Origin of the sequence: Paraburkholderia sp. MM5482-R2, assembly GCF_050436125.1 — a bacterium.
In the GTDB taxonomy this organism is placed as follows: domain Bacteria; phylum Pseudomonadota; class Gammaproteobacteria; order Burkholderiales; family Burkholderiaceae; genus Paraburkholderia; species Paraburkholderia tuberum.
This window is the reverse complement of the sequence record NZ_JBNDLP010000001.1, coordinates 76209-95928: the sequence shown is the minus strand read 5'-3', so window position 1 is coordinate 95928 and position 19720 is coordinate 76209. Positions and strand designations below refer to the sequence as shown.

The following is a 19720-nucleotide window of genomic DNA, read 5'->3' as shown; positions in this document are numbered from 1 at the left end:
AGCATTCGCTGCGCCTAAGGCAGTTTAGCGGCGTCGCAGCCTTGTGAGTGCAACCGGCCACAGAAGGACGGTCGACGGTATCCAATGAATGACGGTTCATCCGTTAATTTCCGCCGTTGGTCGAGGTTTTTCGGAGGTCGCTTGAGGGTCCGAGTGCAGCCAGTTATGATCATGCTCGGCCGCTCCAGCCCCGGAGAATACTATCGCGCGAAAGAAAGCTACTGCGGCGCTCAAGCCACCTTGCGTACGCTACTCCAGGACCGCAATTCGGTAGGCGACAATGCTTTCGAGAAGAGGAAACCTTGCAGTTCGTCGCAACCAATGTTTCGCAGGATCTGAGCCTGATGCTCGCTCTCGACTCCTTCGGCGACCACTCGGAGGCCCAGTTCGTGGCCGAGCTCGATGATTGCCCGAATAATTGCGAGGTCGGCCGGCGCATCGAGCATGTCTTGCACGAACGCGCGGTCGATCTTGAGGCGATCAAGCGGAAATCGGTTCAGATAGCTGAGGCTTGAGTAACCGATACCGAAATCGTCGAGGGATAGCTTTACTCCAAGCTTGCGGATCGCCTGGATCGTGGTGAGATAGTTCTCCGCGTTGTCCATCAACACCGTCTCAGTGATCTCGAGTTCGAGCCGATCGGGAGCCACGCCGTACCGCTCGAGACTGTCTGCGAGCGAGCTTATCAAGTCTGGATCGCGCAGCTGGATCGCAGACACGTTGATCGAGACGCGCAAATGCATCAGCCCGCCAGCGTCCCACGCGGCGACCTGTCGGCATGCTTCGTCGATTACCCAGGCACCGATCGGAATGATGAGTCGTGTGTCTTCGGCGACCGGAATAAACTGCGCAGGCGACACCGTGCCGATCTGCGGGCTGTTCCAGCGCAAGAGCCCCTCAACGGCAACCGGTTCGCCCGTGCGGGCATCGACACACGGCTGGTACGCAAGCCGGAACTCCTGCCTGGTGATCGCCGTGCGCAGGCACGCTTCGAGCGTCAACCGGTAGCGCGCGCGTTCGGCCATATCAGGTGCGAAGAACTTGACGAGGTTACGTCCCGCGGCCTTCGCCTGGTACATCGCGGCGTCGGCGTTCTGCATCAGGGTATCGATGTCCTCGCCATCGTCCGGGAAAAGTGCCACGCCGACACTGCATGACACCGGCAATGCGGCGCCGCCTAGTTCATGCGGCTGACGAACGAGCGGCAACAGACGATCCTCGATCGCACGGGTAACATCCGCCACATTGCTGACACCGTTGAGGATTACCGTGAACTCGTCGCCACCGAGGCGGCTGACGGTGTCATTGCTGCGCACGGCTTGCAGAAGGCGCCGCGCGACCGAGCGCAACAGGTTGTCGCCGATGTGATGGCCAAGCGAATCATTGATGTTCTTGAACCGGTCCAGATCAATGAAGAGCACGCCGACGCGTTGGCCGGAGTGGCGCGCATTGCCGAGTGCGACGCCAAGGCGCTTGATGAACAGCTCGCGGTTCGGCAGTTCCGTTAGCACGTCATGTTCGGCGAGAAACTGAATGCGCGCCTCGCTCTTCTTGCGGTCCGTGATGTCGATCAACGTGCAGATATAGTGCGACAGGTTCGCCCGCCGGTCGCGCACCGCGCTCACCATTAGCCATGCCGGATAGTCGTTGCCGGCCCGCCTTCGCACCTGCGCTTCGCCATGCCACGCGCTGAGGCGATCGACAGAATCGATAACGGCCGGAAAAATGTCATCTTGCTCCTGCGTTCCAAAGAGGAAAGCAGGCTTCTTGCCCGCCACGTCGTCAGCGCAATATCCAGTCGCTCGATAGAACGATGCATTGGCAGTGACGAGCCGTCGTTGCTCATCCAGAATCAGAATCGCCTCGGATGATGCCTCGAACACCTTGCCCCACAATTCGAGGCGTTGCTCCATCAGCTTGATCTGGTTGATTGGAGTGAATGCAGTCAATACTGCGTCGCGCCCCTGGAAGTCGAGGCGTCGCGCCGACAGCATGGCCCACGTAGGTTCGCTGCCGGCCTTCCAGCGCACCTCGAATTCGTCTACGGCATCTCGGTCCGAGAGTTGCTGGAAAAACCGCGCGCGTACCTCCGAGTCGAGACCGAAGCCCCAGGGGTCTACCGTGCAGCCGTTGAGCCAGGCAAGCGCTGGCCGGTTTGCGTGCAGGATCTCATGCCCCGGGATTGACGTCACGACCATCGGCACTGGAGTCGCCTCTACAAGAGCGTATTGCGCGGCCGACGCACGCGCTGTCGCGGCAAGCTCCTTCTGCACGACGCGCTCGCGGTCAAGCTGCGCGAGCATGTCGTTGAAGCCGCTCACGAGCTGGCCGATCTCGTCCTGACTATGCCACCTGGCGCGCAGCGAGTGGTCTCCTGTGCGGCGCACGGTATCCATCACGCGCGCCAGCTGGCGCAAGGGGCGGGAAATCTGCTGCGCGACGAAGTACACCATGCTCAGGATCGCGCATAGCAGAAAGAATGCCGTTCCAAGGTGCAGCCACATTCGCTCAAAGAGGCCGCGCACGCGCTTATGCAGAAGACTTTCGAGTTGGCTGCCGGTGTTACTCCACGCGTCGCTTACGCTCGTTACCAGGCGCTGCTGTGCGGAATCGAGCCGGTTCAGCGCGGCCGCATCCGCGCCAGCGTCAACTGCGGCTCCAGCCATGCGGCGATACGTTTCGACGGCGGCGAGCATGCGTTCGACCGACGGTCCAATCGTGCCGGTCAGTGTGCCGTTCGCGGCCGAAGCTTCCGCATAGTCCGAGCGCAGCCCCTGCAATACTGCGTCGAGCTGTCCCTCCAGCACGAGGTAGCGGGTACGCATCTCATCGTGGCTCATCGATGCGGCGTGAGGGTTCGCGCCGGCATCGTGCAGATGGCGGCCGATCCGGTTGACGTCGCCGAGCAGCTCCGGGTAGCGCAGAATCGACAGTGACATTGAATAGTAGCTGTCCAGGTCCGGATCCAGAATCAGGTTCGACTGGTTACCGACCCGTGTCACCAGTGCGCGCGTCGCGTCGAGGCCGAGGTCCACCGTCGATGCGCTCGCATGCGGCGCCGAACTTGCTTCGAGTGCATCGCGGACCCGTTCGTTAATAACTGCGCTTTGCATGTTCGCGCCAAAGCGGCGCTCTGCGTCGTCGAGTCTGCTAGCAGTGCTCTTCAATTGGACCGCAGTCTGCGGCTGCCCAGCCCCCGCGAGTGCGAAGTCGATAAGCGCGTCATGCACGGCCGCGACGTAGGCATTCCCGATCAGCTCCTTGTCGGAGAAGTCAATTGCGATGTACTTTTCGCGGATCAGGATGCCGCTGATGTAAAGGACTGCGCTCAAGTCGAGCAGATAAATCAGCAGCAGCTTTCGGCCGACGCGGAGACGTCCGAGAAACCGGAAGAACAGGTTGCGTTTCATGGGCGTGGTCGCTCTATCGCAAAGTTTTCGTCCCACGTGCGGCAAGCCAGGCGTTTCACTGAGTTTCTCCGTGCAGGGAACGTCGGACCTCTGGTTCAGGTCCCACGGCGGGAAGAGCCCCTGATCAAGCTATCGACCGGTTGAAGAACTTCTTTAGTCTTTGCTTAAAACGCCCCATAACGGTGCTAGAAAAGCGACAACACGGTGCGAACATTTCGAAGGAGGGTGCCTTTTTGGGCAGTCGTACAATGGTGCCAGGACTTTGTCATGGCGAGCGCCTTTGGGAGGCCAGCAGTCAATATGCGAATTTTTTCGCTTCCGCGGCCAAGGGGGCGACCATTCGGACGTTGAATCCGCCTCTGCTTCCGGACGTTCGATTGTGAAAGACGGACGGTCCTTCATCGGCCAATGCCGTCATTCGAGGATCGGTGCTGGTCAGACGGGTATGGGGCGCTTTCCTGTCATTCACAGGTCGGTGGTCGCGAATGACTCGTCCCACGGAAAGCGAACGAGTACTTGCGACCCTGAACAGCCGCTCGCGCGTGGCCAGATGCAACGACAAGATCTGGGTGGCGGATTCAACCGGTCGATGCAATGGTTTGCTGGAACCGTTCGGCAGGCGTTTCGTAGCCCAGTGTCTTTCTCGGACGCTCGTTCAATCGTCTTGCCACGGCATTGAGCTTAGCCTGCGAATACGCTGACAGGTCGGTGCCTTTCGGGAAGTACTGCCTTAACAGCCCGTTTGTATTTTCGTTCGATCCACGTTGCCATGGATGCTGGGGGTCGCAGAAGTAGACCTGGATATCAGTGGCGACGGTGAAACGTTTGTGCCCAGCCATTTCCGTTCCCCGGTCCCATGTCAGCGATTTGTAGAGTTCCTGCGGCAACTTACTGGCATGTTTGATGAGCGCATTGATGACCGTTTCGCTATCCTTGCTGGCTATCTTGACCAGCATGACATAGCGTGTCTGACGCTCAACCAGCGTCGCAATCTGGCTGCTCCCGCTGCCGCACAGCAGATCACCTTCCCAGTGGCCCGGTACCGCCCGGTCTTCAACGGTCGCAGGGCGTTCGCTGATCGATACCGTGTCCCGAATTCTCCCGTGATCGTCAGTTTTCTGCGTATGGTGGCGCGAACGACGCATGGCCCGGGTGCGCCGCAAGTGTTCCAGCAATTCCTTCTTCAAGGCACCACGAGCCTGTATGAAGAGACTGCGATAGATGGTCTCGTGGGACACGTGGTAGTCCTCGTCGTCTGGGTATGCACGCCTGAGCCATCCGGCAATCTGCTGCGGTGACCACTGCAGTTGGAGCTTGCCTGCCACGATGTGCGCCAGCATCCGGTGCTCAACCAGTTTACAGGCTTTGGGACGCTGTGCCCGATCCCATGCAAGCTGATCGGCGTAGGTCGCCCGGTAACCGTCTGGTCCGCTGTTACGTTTGATCTCACGACAGATGGTGGAAGGCGCTCGCGAAAGTCGTTTTGCAATTGACTGGATCGAATCGTCAGCCACAAGCCCTCGCGAGATCTCTTCGCGCTCCTCCAGCGTCAACGCCAATCCAGAGCGGTGCCTTTGTGGCGGCTGGATCCCGCCTGTCTCAGCCAGAATCCCCTGAACCGACGAGTGGTTACGATCAAAGAGCTGGGCGATCTTCTGCAGAGATTCGCCGTTGCGCCAACGTTCCCACATCAGCGCTTTCTGCGTCTCACTGTAATAAATCCGGCGTCTCTGCTTCATGTGCAACACCCCTGCCGCTTGCGCAGTCTTCAGTGTGTTGCATCGACCGGTTGAATCCGCCGGTGTCAAGCAGACGTTCACAGGAGATCCGCCGTCAAACTACAGGGGGGAAAACCATCGGCGGTCGCTCAAGCGATGCGTGCTGCGACAAGTTGTATCGACGTTGATCTCGTGTTCGCAGCGTCTTCTGAGCGCTATACGAATCCGTACAACTTCGTAGGGTTAGTGATGAATATCAGATGCTGCCAATCACGCCGCCCAATCCAACCCGCGATGATGTCCAACAGGTTCGCGTCATCCGGCTTGTGAGTCTTCTCCGTCGGGTGGGGCCAGTCGGTGCCCCATAGCATCCGCTCCGGCGCCATATCGATCAGCGCTTTCGCAACAGGCGCGACGTCTTCGTAAGCGGGCGCGCCCGTCTTGCTGTCGACGTACGGCCCCGACAACGTGATCCATGTCTTGCCCTTTTCTACCAGGCGCTGCGCGATGCGCAACGCGTCCGACGACAACCCGCCGGGTTGCGGAACATGCGCGATATGGTCGATGACAAGCGGACAAGGCAGCGCCGACAGATGACGTTCGAGTTCCGGCAAGCGCGCGCCCTGGACCACCAGTTCGATATGCCAGCCGAGATTCGCAATGCGTGCGGCGAGCGGCGCAAGCATGTCGAGTGTCGTCGCGCCCGGATAACTCAGGTTGAAGCGAATTGCGCGAATGCCGCCCTCATGCAGGTTCTGTAGTTCCGCATCGCTCACGGAGCTGTCGATGACGGCAACGCCGCGCGCGTTGCCGCCGAACTTCCGGATGGCCTCCAGCGTGCAGCGGTTATCCGTGCCGTACGTCGACGGCGTGACGACCACGTTGCGCTTCACGACGAGGCGCGTCTGCAGCAGCCGGTATTGCGCGACCGTCGCATTCGGCGGACGCAGCGTCGTGCCCGGCGCAATCGGGAAGCGGTCGTCGTAGATATGCATGTGACAGTCGATGGTGTCTTCCGGCACCCTGAACGCCGGCCGTTCCGTACCGCTCGACCAGGTTTCTTCGGCAGCGGCCAGCTTCGGCAGCGCGGCCGACGTCAGCACAGCGCCGGTGAACTGGAGAAATTCGCGTCTCGTCGTGGTCGTCATGCTCAGATGGTCTCCGTCTTGCCGGCGAGACGGTCGGCCGATCGATTGCGCGTCAGCAGCAGCAACGTCATGACGCTCACGAGCGTAAGAATGGCGAGCGGCATGAGTGCCAGCGCGTAGCTACCCGTAGCCTCTTTCACCCATCCGTAGACGTTCACCATCAGTCCGCCGCCGAGCAGATTCGCGATCGCATTGACCGTCGCGAGACCCGCTGCCACGGCGCTATTCGACAGCATGTCCGTGGCGAGCGCCCAGAACGGACCTTTGAACGAGTAGGCGCCGACGAGCACTGCGCACAGCATGCAGATCGTCGGGAGGAGCAAGCCGCTCAGCGACGTCGCGAACAGACCCACGCCGATCAGCAGCATCGGCACGACGGTGTGCCAGCGGCGTTCGCCCAGCCGATCCGAACGACGTCCCCAGTAGACCATCAGGACGGAAGCAACCGCGTACGGCACGGAGTTCACCAAGCCCGTCTGCATGACAGACAAACCAAAGGACTTGAGCAGTTGCGGCTGCCACACGGACAGCGTGCTGCCCGCCGCCGACGCACACGTATCGACGAGCGCGAGACACAGCACATAGCGATTGCGGAACAGTTGCGCGAGCGGCAGCGACGGCACCTTCTTCGGCGCCTTGTGCCCGGTAGCGAGCTCATCGACGAGCCACGTGCGCTCGTCGTTGCCGAGCCACTTCGCGTTTTCGGGCTTGTTGGACAGCACGAACAGACACACAACGCCGAGCAGCACGGTCGGAATGCCTTCGAGAATGAACAGCCATTGCCATCCGCGCAGCCCCCAGAAGCCGTCCATCTGCAAGAGCAGCGCCGAAATCGGCGAGCCGATGAAGCTTGCGGCCGGAATCGCAACCATGAACGTCGCGACGATGCGAGCGCGATACGACGCCGGAATCCAGTACGACAGGTACAGCAGCACGCCGGGAAAGAAGCCCGCTTCGGCGGCGCCGAGCAGAAAGCGAAGGACATAGAACGACGTCGCGTTATGCACTAGCGCGGTCGCCGCCGACACGATGCCCCATGTGATCATGATCCGCGCGATCCAGATCCGCGCGCCGTACTTTTGCAGCGCGAGATTGCTCGGCACTTCGCAAAAGAAGTAGGAAATGAAGAACAGGCTGCTGCCGAAGCCGAACACCTTCGCCGACATGCCAAGGTCGTGATTCATCTGCAGGGACGCCATGCCCACGTTGCCCCGGTCGATAAAGGCAAGCAGATAACACACCATCAGAAAGGGAATGAGTCGCCAGACGACCTTTCGTATCGTCCGGCGCTCGATCGCGGACTCGTCCATGAATCCAGTTGGCTTTGTCGCAGTAAGGATCAAAGAGCGAGCGAGATCGATTCGCGAAGTACTGCTTACATTGCGAGCTCGTAGAATTGATCAGCGGCGGACGGATGGGCTCCGCGAACACACTTCATCTGTCCTTTGGCGATCATGTGCATAATCTCAATGCCGGCCAGAAGGATCCGGGCACAGCGAAAGGTCTTGAACCCCAGCATGGGCCGCGTTCGTCGCTTGATCGCCCGATGATCCTGCTCGACCAGGTTATTGAGATATTTGGACTGGCGGATCCTGATGGGCGCTTCACGATCGGCATTGATCGCCTCGAGCGCGGCGAGATTGGCGCCGCTTTTGTCGATGGTTACCGTCTCGGGCATACCGTTCTGGGCGATCGATTTCTCAAAGTAACGCCGGGCCGCAGTCTTGTCCCGATGGGCGCGCAGCAGAAAGTCAATGGTGTTGCCGTCCTTGTCGACGGCCCGGTAAAGATACCGCCATTCCCCCTTGACACGGATGTATGTTTCGTCCATCCGCCAGCTCTTACCCACCGGCCGTTTGCGGCGGCGAAACGCTTTCTCCAGCACCGGCAGCAGCTTGATGGCCCAGCGGTGCACAGTCGAATGATCGACCGAAACGCCACGCTCAGCCATCATGTCTTCAAGGTGCCGTAGGCTCAGCGGATAGGCCACGTACCAGCGCACGCAGGTCAGAATCACGTCGAGCGGATAATGCAGGCGTTTGAGCACTCGGGCCACCGCCGGATTCATAGTCTTCATCGAGCTTTCAGTCGTTCGTGTCGTTCCGCCCATCATAGCCGACCGCCTTACTGCAACAGAACCAGGTCATGCATATGATCAAGAAAGGGCAGATGAAAAGCGCAGGAAAAATCTGTCCTTCTGTTGCGCAGCAGTTCTACTCGCTTGCAACGTAAGCACTACTCGATATTTCGCTTTCGCTCATCTCGATTCTCTTATCGCGACAAAACCTCTTATCGTATTCATGGTCCCGTTATCCGTGGTAACTGTTAGTGCTCGGCTTCGACGTTCTGCAGTGCGCGGGGGCCTTCTCCAACGACCTTGATCTTCTTCCCGGCCGGGGAGACAAGCACTTGCGGATTCCAAGAACCGTGGCTGTCCATGTATCGGTGCTGCGCGACCATCAGGGCGCCCGCGTACTTGCCGCGCCGAACAACGGACAGCGAGTTACCGCTGGTCACGTAACGCTGAGGGCCACCCGCCGACGGCACCGCGTGGATCGCTGAGGACGTCGTCCATGCCGTCGTCATGAAGTAGACCGTCGACCCCTCAGGCGAAAAGACAGGATGGTCGATGCCAGCGAGCACCTGTTCGGGATCTTCGTTGCCTTCCGGCTTGCCGGTGACGAGCTTCGTGGCCTTCTGGCCCTCCACACCGATTACCCATAGGTCGCGCACTGGCGGATCGCCGTCCTGGTCATTGCCTTCGCGCGTGAGCCGTGTGAAGGCGATCAACCTGCCGTCCGGCGACAACACCGGGTTGTCGTCAGCGCCTGTCTCCGTAAGCACCTGAGTTGCGCCGCCCGGGGCTGTGTAGACGACGTTTCCCTGCTGGACAGAAGCCGTACCGCGCCCGTCGGCGGCGTACGAGATGTGAAAGCCAAGCGCCACGCACAACATGATGACAAGCCCCGGATATCTGATCTTCATGCTCTTTCCCACCTTTTCTTGTTTTCCGTTGTCTAGTCGGTTAGCTGCAATTTGCGCGACGTAGGCGCTTCCAGGAGCGGGGGATTGCGTGCGATTCCCCACGCTTGAAGCAGTCCATCGAACGAAGGACCGGGCGTGGATTTCAGCGGCGGCAACGGATGCCCCGTCAAACGATACTGAACACGCTCGTTCGCGCTCGCACCGAGCCGCTTCACACGCTCGAAAACACCATGACGCACGCCGTACTGCATTGCATCCGATGCATCGCGAGAAGTCATCACCCGGTTAGCGGCGATTTGCGCGACGGTGGCTGGCTGATGCTGCCGCAGCCAACGAACCAATTTATCAGCGTTGTCATGTACCTTCATCGCCGTTTTCCTGTGTGATCCCGCGCGACCGGCACCAGGGCTTTCCCCGGCTGCGGATATTTCAGTCGTTACCCGTGTCGATTAAGCCTTCGACGCGTTGGAGTAGCTTGCTGGTCGTTCCACGGGCGAGAAACGGGATCGCGGCATCGCGAATGAACGAAGCAACGTCATTGCGCGACACGTCCCACGCCACTCCGCGTAGGTTAAACAGGTAGCACTTCCGATCTCTATCCCAGCAAAGTGCAACCCATCCGTTACGAAGCTCGAAACTTGGGCCGACGACTGCAAGAGGGGAAGAACCTATCTTGCCTTCGATCTCTTCCACCGCGCTCACCATCGCTTGCAGCGTTGCGCGGCTCATCGCCGCCTCGACCGGCCCGATAGTCGCGGTGCATCCATCGTGCGACTGAGAGAGGATCTTCCCCGGTACATTAATAGATTCCATTCCTGTTATTTCTCCGCTTTCCTATGGGTTGAGAATGAGCATTGGGCGGTTTCGCCGGACGTCGCAGGAAACTGTAACGCGATCGAGCGGCTCGGCAATCAACCAGCCCGGCATTCCGTCCGGGGAGACGGTGATACGCACGCTGTGAGCGTCACAACCCTCAATGCGACCCTCGCTCTGATACCGGGCTCCCGGCGCGGGCATCGGATTTTCGATTCGTCGGCCGACAGCCTCTAGAGTGATCGGCTGATTCCCCATGCGAAGAATCGCGCCCGTCTTGGTGTTGCGGCCCGCGATTAACATCTCGTACTGCGCGGCTGACGCGTTGACCGATTCGGACCCGACGCGAACGTAAGCCGCACCCGTGAAATGGGGGCGCTCGTCGCTCGGGTTGATGACGATAGCCACGACCGTCTTCTCATCGATCGTGAGCGCATGCGCTTCATAGTTGCGAATCGGTGGAAAGCAACCCTCTGCCGCCTCGCGGACACGCTGCTGGACGCCATCGGAGTTAGCAACGCCCGTGATCGCCCCGTCCTTGTCCGCGACACCAATGAAAAGCACGCCGACGTTAGCGGGTAGTAGCGCGTTAGCAAACGCACTGAGGGTCTGGCGCAATTCGTCTCGCTTGACACCCTCTGATTTGCGCTCGACCAGCTGATCCTCATGGTCAGCTAGGCGTTGCCGAAGCTCGTCGTCGGTCATCCTTCAGTCCTCGAATAATTTGGACGCACGTAGTTTTCCCTTGGCTCAACCGCGATCGACAGCGCAGCTCACCATCCCCTGCCATCCTTCAGCGCTTTCTCCACGCGCGGCTGAATCTCGTCGAGATACTTGTCGACCTCGGGATCTTGTTTGGCGAGATGGAGCGTCTGGCCCACCGTGAAGATCGGCCATTGGACCACAGCCGCCGCGATGTCGATTGCATCGAGCAGGTTGGGTAACTCCACGCCCGGATAACGCTTCTCCAACTGGTCGGTTCGTACCAGGTAGCGGACCAGCATCGGGGAAACCGTGAGCTTGTCCATTAGCTCAAACGGATCTTCGATTGCGCCGAGCTGGGTGAATGTCATGCCGCGGACCTCTTCAATCGTGTAACGCTGGGTCATTTTCTCTCCGTCTTCGTTGTTTCTTCCTGCCTGGACTTGGATTGGTTCACTGATTTCCTAGTTCAGCAGGCGTGCTTCTTTAACAACTGTTTCGCACTGTCTAAGTCTCCTGAGACGGGTTGGTAGGCACCGATGCGGTCCTCCAACGCACGCGCGAGGGACCACTCCGTGCCTCGGTCGCCACGATCTTCCAGAGCGAGGTGCAGCTTCCTCAATCGGTTTGCGAGGTCATCAGCAACCGCTTTGCTTTTTGCCACTTCAAGATCGCGCTCGCACTGGGCTATGTCGTCACGCAACGACTGCTGATGTTCCTCGCGGCGGCGTTCCTGGGCCGCCGCTTCCTTCCCCGCGTTCGCTATCTCGTTCCAACTCACTGAGATAGGCGGCGTTCGCTGCTGCCAGCGCATCTTGGGCTTCTTTAACGGTTTGATTCATATTCTTTCCTTGGTTTTCCTATTCGAAGGCGGCAGCATCCAGCGCTTCCCGGAACTGCCTTCTGAAATCATTCTGTCGACCGCTCGACGGAAAGTAAACCTTCTCGTCCACCACAGGGAGCCCGACCACTCGCAGCCGTTGGTAAGCGACGTCGTAGACACTGGACTTGATTAAGACAATTCGGCGCGGTTTCAATGCTTTGCAGCGCTCAATGAGATCGTCGACGTAGGCGGTCAGATCTGAGCCGTCAATGGGATCAAGTTTGAGATCCACCAGGAACACGCCACGCTGCTTTAGCTCTTCGAGCGCCTGTCCTTTGGACAGTCGACTGGGAGTCTCGCCTAGGAGCACTTCAGCAACGTGACGAAACAGGTGATCGTGCGAGGCAACGTTCTCGAAGTAGAAGTACCGATCGTCTGCGACGGGCGGTGCTTCGGCGACCAACAACAGTTCGACGGAATCCGGAAGGTATTTCCGGGCCGCGACTTCGCGCTGTTGTCTGGCGCGCTGTCGTTCACCCATTGGCTCGATCATTCGCTTTTCCGATTATTTGAACTACGACGCCTTGCGGCGCTTGTCCCAAGTCTCAAGACCAAACAGCACTACGGTATGAGCCGCATGAATTGCAAGACGTGCGTGGCGCGGCTCAAGTCGATATCCGGTTTTACCCGCCCCATGGGCCGAACTCGCGTGCGTCCTTAGGGCACCGATTCCTTCGACAACGGCCAGCAAGCCGGTAAGGATCGTCTGAAGGTCTTGATCCGCAACCAAACTGGCGTCAAACCCGAGATGCTTTCGAACGACGCTCCATACCGCCTTGAGGTCTTGCTTCGCTGGCATCTCCAGCCCGTTGTCGGCGATGTAGACCTTGCAAAATGACTCGAGAATATTACTCGCGGCGGAGACAGCCTCCCGAGGCTCTGATTCTAGATTTGAGAGCGCACGGTTGAATTCCTCGTCTACCGCCGCGTAGTCAAACGTCGAAAGCATTGTTTCGAGGGTGCGGGATGGCGCACTCAACGGCATCACAGCGCTCGTGACCCTTCCTCCATCGAAGTATTGAAATTTGCACTGGGCAAGTACCTTGCGAATCTGGTTTTGTCGCGATAAGAGAATCGAGATGAGCGAAAGCGAAATATCGAGTAGTGCTTACGTTGCAAGCGAGTAGAACTGCTGCGCAACAGAAGGACAGATTTTTCCTGCGCTTTTCATCTGCCCTTTCTTGATCATATGCATGACCTCAATGCCACCCAGAAGAATGCGGGCGCAGCGAAAATTCTTGAACCCCAGCATGGGCCGCGTGCGACGCCTTGATCGCCCGATGGTCCTGTTCGATCAGGTTGTTCAGATACTTGTTCTGGCGGATCTGGATAGGTGTTTCGCGCTCAGCATTCAGGGCCTGCAGCGCGGCCCGATTGGCCCCACTTTTATCGACCGTCACGGTTTCGGGCTCGCCGTTCTGGTCGATCGATTTTTCAAAGTACCGTCGTGCTGCCGCCTTGTCACGATGGGCCCGCAGCAGGAAATCGACCGTCTGGCCGGCCTTGTCCACCGCGCGGTAAAGATACCGCCATTCGCCCCGGACCCTGACATAGGTTTCGTCCATCCGCCAGCTCCTGCCCACAGCGCGCTTGCAGCGGCGAAACGCTTTTTCAAGCACCGGCAGCAACTTGATGGCCCAGCGGTGCACGGTCGAATGATCGACCGGGATACCGCGCTCGGCCATCATTTCCCCGAGCTGGCGCAAGCTCAACGGATACGCCACATACCACCGCACACACAGCAACATCACGTCCAGTGGGTAGTGCAGGCGCTTGAGCACTTTTGCCACCGCCCCATTCAGCTTTTCCTTCATCGCTCACATCGCTCCGCTCGGAACCGACAGCATAACCGAACGCCTTATTGCGACGGAACCTTACGTCGTCGTCCTTGATCCGACGCGCCACTTTTTCAAGCAGTAGATGATGCCGAACTGTGTCAAAGTAGGCGCGCAAATCAAGGTCTATGACGCGGGTCTTGCACTGAACAATCGCCGTCGCCACCCGATGCACCGCTTCATGCGCGGTACGCTTCGGACGATAACCATACGACCCCGGTTGGAAGTCTGCCTCGAAGATCGGCTCCAATATGAGCTTGAGCGCACCCTGGACCACCCGGTCACGGATTGCCGGAATCGAAAGGACACGGACCTTGCCCCCGTCCTTCGGTATTTCCTGCCGCCGCGATCGTAGCGGTACGTAGGCACGCCCGATCAGTTCGTCCCGTATCCGCTCGAGGAACGCCTCCACGCCTTGCGCCTCGATGACCTCAAACGTCACCCCGTCGATGCCCGGTGCGCCGTTGTTCTTTCTGGCCAGCGCATACGCTTCGCGCAGCGTTTCCATCTTGCAGACATGGACGTACAACCCCCAGAAACGCCAGGACGGTTCAGCCTTCGCCTTGACGTATATTCCCCGCCTCAGGTCCTGCAAACTGCTGGACGCCTTTGTCATCTCGTCCTTGCCTCCCATGTTGTCGAGGAAGTTACAAACAGCAGGGCCCCTTCGCTCCACCAGCGTTACCCGGCTTCACAGCTACTACGGACCCATCCGCCACCCTCTCGCCTTCGGTCCACTTCCCGGGTTCGCCGGTTATAGGACCTACCTTGCTCCCGCGATTTCGCGCTGGGGTGAGGAGGGTTTCTCCAGTTGCTCAGCATGTCCTTGTCATCGTGCCGTCGCTTCCACCCCCCCCGGCGTCACACTAGGGAAGCGCTGATCAATGGACCAACTGCCCAAGTTGCAGACGAGATGCCGTCGAATTTTCCGGATGACGAAGCGAATCGATGCTCAACTCGGTGAATTGGACGCGCAAACGAGGCTCCCTGCTCGCATTTTTTATACGCATGACGGATTGCTCCCATGGACCGATCGCGACAGATTTCGCGCAATCACCAGATTCGCAAGAGCGAACAGGCTGAACAGTTGCGCGGTGTTCTTGGCCAAGCCCTTGTATCGCGTCTTGCGATGGTGAAACAGGTTCTTGACGATATGGAATGGATGCTCAACCCGCGACCGGATCTGCGCCTTGGTTCGCTCGACCGCGATCACCAGGTTCTTCAGCGCCCCGTCCTGCATCGCCTTGATCTTTCCCCGCTTGGCAGCGACGTGCCACTTCACGGTCTTGCCCGCCATTTCCTCGCGCTTGTCTACGCCAATGTAGCCCGCGTCGGCGAACGCCTGCTCTTCATGTCCGTGCAGCAGGGCATGCGCTTGCGATACATCCGACACGTTGGCCGATGTGCCAACCACACTGTGGATCAGGCCCGAATCGGCATCGACGCCAATGTGGGCTTTCATTCCAAAGTGCCATTCGTTTCCCTTCTTCGTCTGATGCATTTCCGGGTCACGACTCTTCCCGGCGTTCTTGGTCGACGGCGGCGCTTCAATGATCGTTGCGTCAACCAGCGTGCCTTCCTTCATCATCAGCCCACGCTCGCACAGCGAGATGCCAATCTCGTCGAACAACTTCCGTGTCAGTTCGTGTTCGATCAGCAGGCGCCGGAATTTCAACAGCGTGGTCGCATCAGGCACGTTCTCAACTGCCAGATCGATGCCGGCGAAGGCTCGCAGCGCGATGCTGTCATACAGCGCGTCTTCCAGTCCTTCGTCCGACAGCCCGTACCACTGTTGCAGGAAGTAGATTCGCAGCATTCGCTCCAGGCCAATCGGCGGGCGGCCTCGCGTGCCCTTCGGATAGTGCGGCTCGATTGCCGACAGCAAGCGCTGCCACGGAACGACCTTCTCCATCTCGGCGAGGAAGCGTTGGCGCCTCGTCACTCGCTTCTTGCCTGCAATTTCCGCTTCGGCGAAGCCGATCTGCCTCTTCATCAGTGTGAGTCTGTTCCGTGAGTTGCCTTCTATAACGTCCTCAGCTACGCCAACGATGACCACCGAGCTGAATAAATCAGCGCTTCCCTAGATGTCGCCTCTGAATTTTCTTAATTTCAAGAGATCAGAGGTGCAAGTTGAAGGTGAAACAAACGTATTCTGTCGAGTTCAGAGAACAGGCGCTGTTGAAGGTCTTACACCGCGGAAGTCGCACCATTGGATCCGTGGCAGATGAATTGAACATGAATGTGATGACCTTGAAGAACTGGATGAAAGGTGCCGCGGCATCAGCTCGGAGTGAGGGCTCCGGGCACGCAAGACGACCGGAGGACTGGTCACTGGAAGAGCGTCTGCTGGCCTTGCAGCAGAGCCATGGGCTACTCGACGAAGCACTGAACGCGTGGTGTCGTGAACGGGGTCTGTTTGCTCATCATCTCGCGCAGTGGCGCGTGGACTTCTGCGCCGTTGGCGCGACCGGGGGCCGGCGTGAGAACGCCCAGGAAGTACGTGAGCTCAAGCACGCGAACACGCAGCTTCAGCGCGAACTGAACCGTAAGGAGAAGGCACTGGCGGAGGCGGCCGCGTTGCTGGTGCTGCAAAAAAAGTATCGTGCGCTGTTCGGGGACGAGGTCGAATGACGCCCCTCGAAGAGCGCAAGACATTGATCGGTCTGATCAGCGAGGCGAGCACGGGTGGTGCTCGCCAGGCGCGCGCGTGTGAGGTGCTCGGGCTGAGTGCCCGTACCCTTCAGCGCTGGCAGGGCGGCGAGCCTGACGCAGCGGATGGGCGCTCTTTACGGTGCCATGAGCCGCCTCACAAGCTGAGCGCTGCCGAACGTGCCGAGCTGCTGGCGGTCGCAAACTCGGCCGAGTTTGGTCACTTGCCGCCCAGCCAGATCGTTCCACGTCTTGCTGACCAGCAGCGCTACATTGCCTCGGAATCGACGTTCTACCGGGTGCTGCGCGAGGAAAAGCAGCTCGCACACCGGCGCAGCGAGCGGCCGGCCAACACGCGCAGCAAGCCCCGCGCGGTCTGTGCCTACGCGCCGAACCAGCTGTACAGCTGGGACATCACTTACCTGCCAGCGACGATTCGTGGCCAGTATTTCTATCTGTATCTGTTTATGGACGTGTTCAGCCGAAAAATTGTCGGCTGGCAGGTCTATGCCGAAGAGAGCAGCGCCCTCGCCAGCGAGGTCCTCAAGGATCTCTGCGCGCGTGAAGCGATACAGCCCGATCAGGTGATTCTACATTCCGATAACGGCGGGCCGATGAAGGGCGCCACGATGCTGGCCACCTTGCAGGCCCTGGGCGTCATGCCGTCATTGAGTCGCCCAGCCGTGAGCAACGACAACCCGTTCTCGGAGTCGCTGTTCAAAACGCTGAAGTACCGGCCCGCCTACCCGCTGCAGGCGTTCGACACCCTGTTCGCCGCGCGTACCTGGGTCGCAGAACTGGTGCGCTGGTACAACCACGAACATCGTCACAGTGCGATCCGTTTCGTGACGCCTGCGCAGCGCCATGCGAACATTGATCAGGACATCCTGGATCGACGCGCAGTGCTTTATGAAAGCGCACGCCAGCGCAATCCGCTGCGCTGGAAAGGCCCTACGCGCAACTGGGAGCGCATCCGTGCGGTGCATCTGAATCCCGATCGTGCCGACGATCAGGGTGTCATTCCAGAACACCATAACCAGGGGCGAAAAGCAGCCTGAAATTTAATCGTCGAGGCGACATCTACATTGACAACGGCCGACCCCGCCGAAGTGGAATAGCCGTATCGGTCAGATTTCGGCTACCCATGCTGCCTTCGCCCTCACGGTTGCAGGCTCGGCCTTCGGGTCTCTTCACTTTCGAGGCCACATCCACGTTCATCTTCATTACGGCCCGATGACTCGCACGTCCCCCAAGGAGACGGTCGTCGATAGGCTTCAGAGTCTTGGTTTCCCGCCACCCTGCTATCCAAGCTACGGAGCTTCTGACTTCTACTCCGGCAGGTCTACCTCCTGCTGAACACGCCAGCCTTAGCTGGACACACAACCGGACGTGCGCCTCTCAGCGCATCCGGCTCTCCGCTGAAGTGTCGGTCCAATCGAAGGCGACACCATGCCACCGTGCCACCAGTTTGCTTTGCATTTCACTGATTATCAAAGGTCTTCACCTCACTACAGTCAGTTAATCAACCAGGCAAACCACTTCAACTGCCTCCCTTCGCCATGTAGCCGGCTTTCCCGGCCTCGGACTACTACGGAGGCTCCGCCAGCTTGCACATCATCGGGGGCACACTCCCTTAACATCTGTGCAAGCCTTCCCCAGTTCACATGCTGGACTCAAAACGCACGGGCGAGGTTGCCTGTCGCAGTCTTTATCCTTGCTTGCCGCAAGTCGTCGCGAATACCACGGCCTAGCTGCGCGCTCTCCATGGCTCCCTGCTGATGGGCCTACATATCCAATCAGCATTCGCGTTGCCGGGCCGTACATATGATCGGCAACGATCCGCGTCCTGCCTGTTAAGCGGTGTAGGCAGGGGTGACGATTCAACCCTCAGATGCGTTCAAACAGGTTCGTGTTCCTCAACCGTCCCATGCTCAGCCTGGAGGCTCATCTTGGCGTAACCGCTTCGCCGCAAGCCCCGTTTCCCACGGACTTCGTCACCTTGCCAGTGTCGGCAAGTCACCGCCGCTTCGGCTCACTTTCTCTCACAGCAGAGAAAGGGCATACCCCGGTACTGCAACGACAACTTCTCCGGGTTTTTGCATTCCAAACATGCTCAAGCAACTTCGCCCCCGTGCAGGCGGGCTACGTTGGCTGGGCGTACTATACGTTTCGTCCATTCGCCAGCTCCGACCGACGGTTTTCTTGTGGCGACGAAAGGTCTTCTCCAGTACCGGCAACACCTTGATGGCCCAGCGGTGCACAGTTGAATGGTCGACTGAGATTCCGCGCTCCGCCATCATCTCTTCCAGGTGTCGAAGGCTCAGCGGATACGCCACATACCAGCGGACACACGTCAGAATCACGTCGAGCGGATAGTGCAAACGCTTGAGCACTCGTGCCAAGGCTGGATTCAGAGTCGTCATCAAGCGCCCCATCGTTCGTATTATCAGGCGCATGATACCCGACGCTTACTGCGACAAAGCCGGCGAACCCGCCTTGACGAACGGTGAATCAGGCGAGAGGGGTAAGAGGCCGCCAGTTATGTGGTAGCAATGCCGCGATGTCGCTTGCCCTGTGGGTGGGCAGCCGTGTCAGGAAATCTTTCAGATATGCGTGGGGTTCGTGACCGTTGAGTTGCGCTGAGCGGATGAGGCTCATGACTGCGGCCGCACGTTGGCCAGCGCGCAGCTTTTGCGTATCTTTCAATTTGCTGCTGCGCCTGAACAAAATGATCGACCTTGAATTGGCCTACCTCTAGATGCGTAGTGTTGTTCAGCCACACGGAGAAATAAGTCCAATGCCAGCCTACAAATATCAGAATTAGGACAAGAGCGAGCGACCGCACCACTGTCGAGATCGTCTCGGCAGATTTTTGCCACGAAGAGGACTGAGGCTTGTCCTCTGGACTGGCCATGCCTTTCTCTAGAGTAATTTGCCTTTACTGTTGATTAAGAAACGTGGCGGCTGGCCGATGCATTCAAAGCACTCTCCACGATCAAACGATCTTGAACATAAACCCTTCGACCACCGGTCTATCCCTGATGTTATGGACAAGGATAGCCGCTAAGCAGACACGTCGACGCACCTTCCCCTTGAGGCATCTCGGTTAGGCGAGCAGCAAAGATCGAATCATTTCAATCTGCTAGCAGCCGATGATCACGGCGGGACTATAGCGCTGTTACTTCATAGGCCGCGCGCACCAGATTCGACAAGCTTCCTTCATGAAAACGGCGGCTGGCTGCAAGCGCCACCCCGCGTACAAAACGGCGGATTTCACCGGTCGATCCAATGGTTCGAGGGAAGGCGTCCGGCTTCGTCGACACTCATCGAGCCGCATTGGACTAAATTCCCGTCCCGCTGGCAACGCCCAGCCAGGGTCCGTCATGCGCGTATAGGTCGATTTGTGAAATTTGTGTGTCAGCGCAATTGCTCGCTGTTGATTAGGCGGGAATGCCGACAGCGAGGTAGCAGCATGCAGCATTTTGCTACCGGAATCTTGGCGCGGCGCGGTGGTGCGTCCAGTTACGTACTCGCTGGCAACGCCCATGCAAAGCGCTCTCATTCGCAAAAAGTACCG

The 19720-nt window shown here is 58.9% G+C and carries 15 protein-coding genes and 4 pseudogenes; 3 read left to right on the top strand and 16 right to left on the bottom strand.

From position 1 onward, the window contains the following. Window positions 1-230 precede the first annotated feature (230 nt). The 5 genes from OKW37_RS00300 to OKW37_RS00280 form a co-directional block, all read right to left on the bottom strand. A complete protein-coding gene (locus OKW37_RS00300; protein ID WP_090812208.1) occupies window positions 231-3410 on the bottom strand; it encodes a bifunctional diguanylate cyclase/phosphodiesterase in 3180 nt (1059 codons plus the stop codon). A 578-nt stretch (window positions 3411-3988) separates the two neighbouring features. Further along, a complete protein-coding gene (locus OKW37_RS00295) occupies window positions 3989-5149 on the bottom strand; it encodes an IS30 family transposase (protein ID WP_429356463.1) in 1161 nt (386 codons plus the stop codon). A 194-nt stretch (window positions 5150-5343) separates the two neighbouring features. Next, on the bottom strand, window positions 5344-6276 hold the full coding sequence (locus tag OKW37_RS00290) for an amidohydrolase family protein (protein ID WP_429401288.1): 933 nt from the start codon (window positions 6274-6276) through the stop codon (window positions 5344-5346). 2 nt (window positions 6277-6278) lie between these two features. Further along, entirely contained in the window at window positions 6279-7586 is a 1308-nt protein-coding gene (locus OKW37_RS00285) for an MFS transporter (protein ID WP_429401286.1), read from the bottom strand. A gap of 65 nt (window positions 7587-7651) precedes the next feature. Next, window positions 7652-8353 carry an IS6 family transposase gene (locus tag OKW37_RS00280; protein ID WP_429401284.1) on the bottom strand — a complete coding sequence of 234 codons (702 nt, stop codon included), beginning with the start codon at window positions 8351-8353 and terminating at the stop codon, window positions 7652-7654. Between the two features lie 59 nt (window positions 8354-8412). On the opposite strand from OKW37_RS00280, the pseudogene OKW37_RS00275 reads away from it, so the two are divergent. Beyond that, window positions 8413-8508: pseudogene (locus OKW37_RS00275) on the top strand (IS6 family transposase); the annotation flags it as partial. Window positions 8509-8601: 93 nt separating this feature from the next. On the opposite strand, the gene OKW37_RS00270 reads toward OKW37_RS00275, so the two are convergent. From OKW37_RS00270 to OKW37_RS00255, 4 genes are all read right to left on the bottom strand, one after another. Continuing rightward, window positions 8602-9261 carry a TolB family protein gene (locus OKW37_RS00270; protein WP_429401282.1) on the bottom strand — a complete coding sequence of 220 codons (660 nt, stop codon included), beginning with the start codon at window positions 9259-9261 and terminating at the stop codon, window positions 8602-8604. A gap of 429 nt (window positions 9262-9690) precedes the next feature. Next, a complete protein-coding gene (locus OKW37_RS00265; RefSeq protein ID WP_429401280.1) occupies window positions 9691-10074 on the bottom strand; it encodes a hypothetical protein in 384 nt (127 codons plus the stop codon). A 21-nt stretch (window positions 10075-10095) separates the two neighbouring features. Continuing rightward, window positions 10096-10779 carry an AlbA family DNA-binding domain-containing protein gene (locus tag OKW37_RS00260; RefSeq protein WP_429401278.1) on the bottom strand — a complete coding sequence of 228 codons (684 nt, stop codon included), beginning with the start codon at window positions 10777-10779 and terminating at the stop codon, window positions 10096-10098. Window positions 10780-10847: 68 nt separating this feature from the next. Next, window positions 10848-11183 (bottom strand): hypothetical protein, encoded by a 336-nt coding sequence (locus tag OKW37_RS00255; protein ID WP_429401276.1) that lies wholly within the window; start codon window positions 11181-11183, stop codon window positions 10848-10850. Window positions 11184-11302: 119 nt separating this feature from the next. Here OKW37_RS00255 and OKW37_RS00250 point away from each other — a divergent pair, with 119 nt between their 5' ends. Then, window positions 11303-11560, top strand: a complete 258-nt coding sequence (locus OKW37_RS00250) for a hypothetical protein (RefSeq protein WP_429401274.1) — start codon at window positions 11303-11305, stop codon at window positions 11558-11560. A gap of 76 nt (window positions 11561-11636) precedes the next feature. Here OKW37_RS00250 and OKW37_RS00245 read toward each other — a convergent pair whose 3' ends face one another. The 5 genes and pseudogenes from OKW37_RS00245 to OKW37_RS00225 all read right to left on the bottom strand — a co-directional run bounded on the left by OKW37_RS00245 (window position 11637) and on the right by OKW37_RS00225 (window position 15487). Beyond that, window positions 11637-12152 (bottom strand): hypothetical protein, encoded by a 516-nt coding sequence (locus OKW37_RS00245; RefSeq protein WP_429401272.1) that lies wholly within the window; start codon window positions 12150-12152, stop codon window positions 11637-11639. A 21-nt stretch (window positions 12153-12173) separates the two neighbouring features. After that, window positions 12174-12644 (bottom strand): abortive infection family protein, encoded by a 471-nt coding sequence (locus OKW37_RS00240; protein WP_429401270.1) that lies wholly within the window; start codon window positions 12642-12644, stop codon window positions 12174-12176. A 123-nt stretch (window positions 12645-12767) separates the two neighbouring features. Continuing rightward, window positions 12768-13473 (bottom strand): IS6 family transposase gene (locus OKW37_RS00235; RefSeq protein ID WP_429401268.1). Its coding sequence is split into 2 segments (ribosomal slippage): window positions 12768-12926 and window positions 12928-13473, totalling 705 coding nucleotides; the frame shifts between segments, so codons are not numbered across the junction. Window positions 13474-13558: 85 nt separating this feature from the next. Beyond that, window positions 13559-14002, bottom strand: a pseudogene (locus OKW37_RS00230) (reverse transcriptase domain-containing protein); the annotation flags it as partial. 492 nt (window positions 14003-14494) lie between these two features. Further along, window positions 14495-15487: an IS5 family transposase gene (locus tag OKW37_RS00225; protein ID WP_090812378.1), complete on the bottom strand. Its 993-nt coding sequence runs from the start codon at window positions 15485-15487 to the stop codon at window positions 14495-14497. A gap of 143 nt (window positions 15488-15630) precedes the next feature. Between OKW37_RS00225 and OKW37_RS00220 the strand changes: the two genes are divergently transcribed. Then, window positions 15631-17201, top strand: a protein-coding gene (locus OKW37_RS00220; protein WP_429401723.1) for an IS3 family transposase whose coding sequence is annotated in 2 segments (ribosomal slippage) — window positions 15631-16111 and window positions 16111-17201 — 1572 coding nt in all. Because the reading frame shifts where the segments join, the coding sequence is not laid out codon by codon here. A gap of 1104 nt (window positions 17202-18305) precedes the next feature. Here OKW37_RS00220 and OKW37_RS00215 read toward each other — a convergent pair. Then, window positions 18306-18566 (bottom strand): annotated as a pseudogene (locus OKW37_RS00215) (IS6 family transposase); the annotation flags it as partial. A gap of 88 nt (window positions 18567-18654) precedes the next feature. Then, window positions 18655-18831, bottom strand: a pseudogene (locus tag OKW37_RS00210) (transposase domain-containing protein); the annotation flags it as partial. Window positions 18832-19720 lie beyond the last annotated feature (889 nt).

Bases quoted from the DNA above. Each gene is read 5' to 3' on its own strand.
- OKW37_RS00300 (WP_090812208.1), bottom strand. From the start codon at position 3,410: ATGAAACGCAACCTGTTCTTCCGGTTTCTCGGACGTCTCCGCGTCGGC.
- OKW37_RS00295 (WP_429356463.1), bottom strand. From the start codon at position 5,149: ATGAAGCAGAGACGCCGGATTTATTACAGTGAGACGCAGAAAGCGCTG.
- OKW37_RS00290 (WP_429401288.1), bottom strand. From the start codon at position 6,276: ATGACGACCACGACGAGACGCGAATTTCTCCAGTTCACCGGCGCTGTG.
- OKW37_RS00285 (WP_429401286.1), bottom strand. From the start codon at position 7,586: ATGGACGAGTCCGCGATCGAGCGCCGGACGATACGAAAGGTCGTCTGG.
- OKW37_RS00280 (WP_429401284.1), bottom strand. From the start codon at position 8,353: ATGAAGACTATGAATCCGGCGGTGGCCCGAGTGCTCAAACGCCTGCAT.
- OKW37_RS00270 (WP_429401282.1), bottom strand. From the start codon at position 9,261: ATGAAGATCAGATATCCGGGGCTTGTCATCATGTTGTGCGTGGCGCTT.
- OKW37_RS00265 (WP_429401280.1), bottom strand. From the start codon at position 10,074: ATGGAATCTATTAATGTACCGGGGAAGATCCTCTCTCAGTCGCACGAT.
- OKW37_RS00260 (WP_429401278.1), bottom strand. From the start codon at position 10,779: ATGACCGACGACGAGCTTCGGCAACGCCTAGCTGACCATGAGGATCAG.
- OKW37_RS00255 (WP_429401276.1), bottom strand. From the start codon at position 11,183: ATGACCCAGCGTTACACGATTGAAGAGGTCCGCGGCATGACATTCACC.
- OKW37_RS00245 (WP_429401272.1), bottom strand. From the start codon at position 12,152: ATGATCGAGCCAATGGGTGAACGACAGCGCGCCAGACAACAGCGCGAA.
- OKW37_RS00240 (WP_429401270.1), bottom strand. From the start codon at position 12,644: ATGCCGTTGAGTGCGCCATCCCGCACCCTCGAAACAATGCTTTCGACG.
- OKW37_RS00225 (WP_090812378.1), bottom strand. From the start codon at position 15,487: ATGAAGAGGCAGATCGGCTTCGCCGAAGCGGAAATTGCAGGCAAGAAG.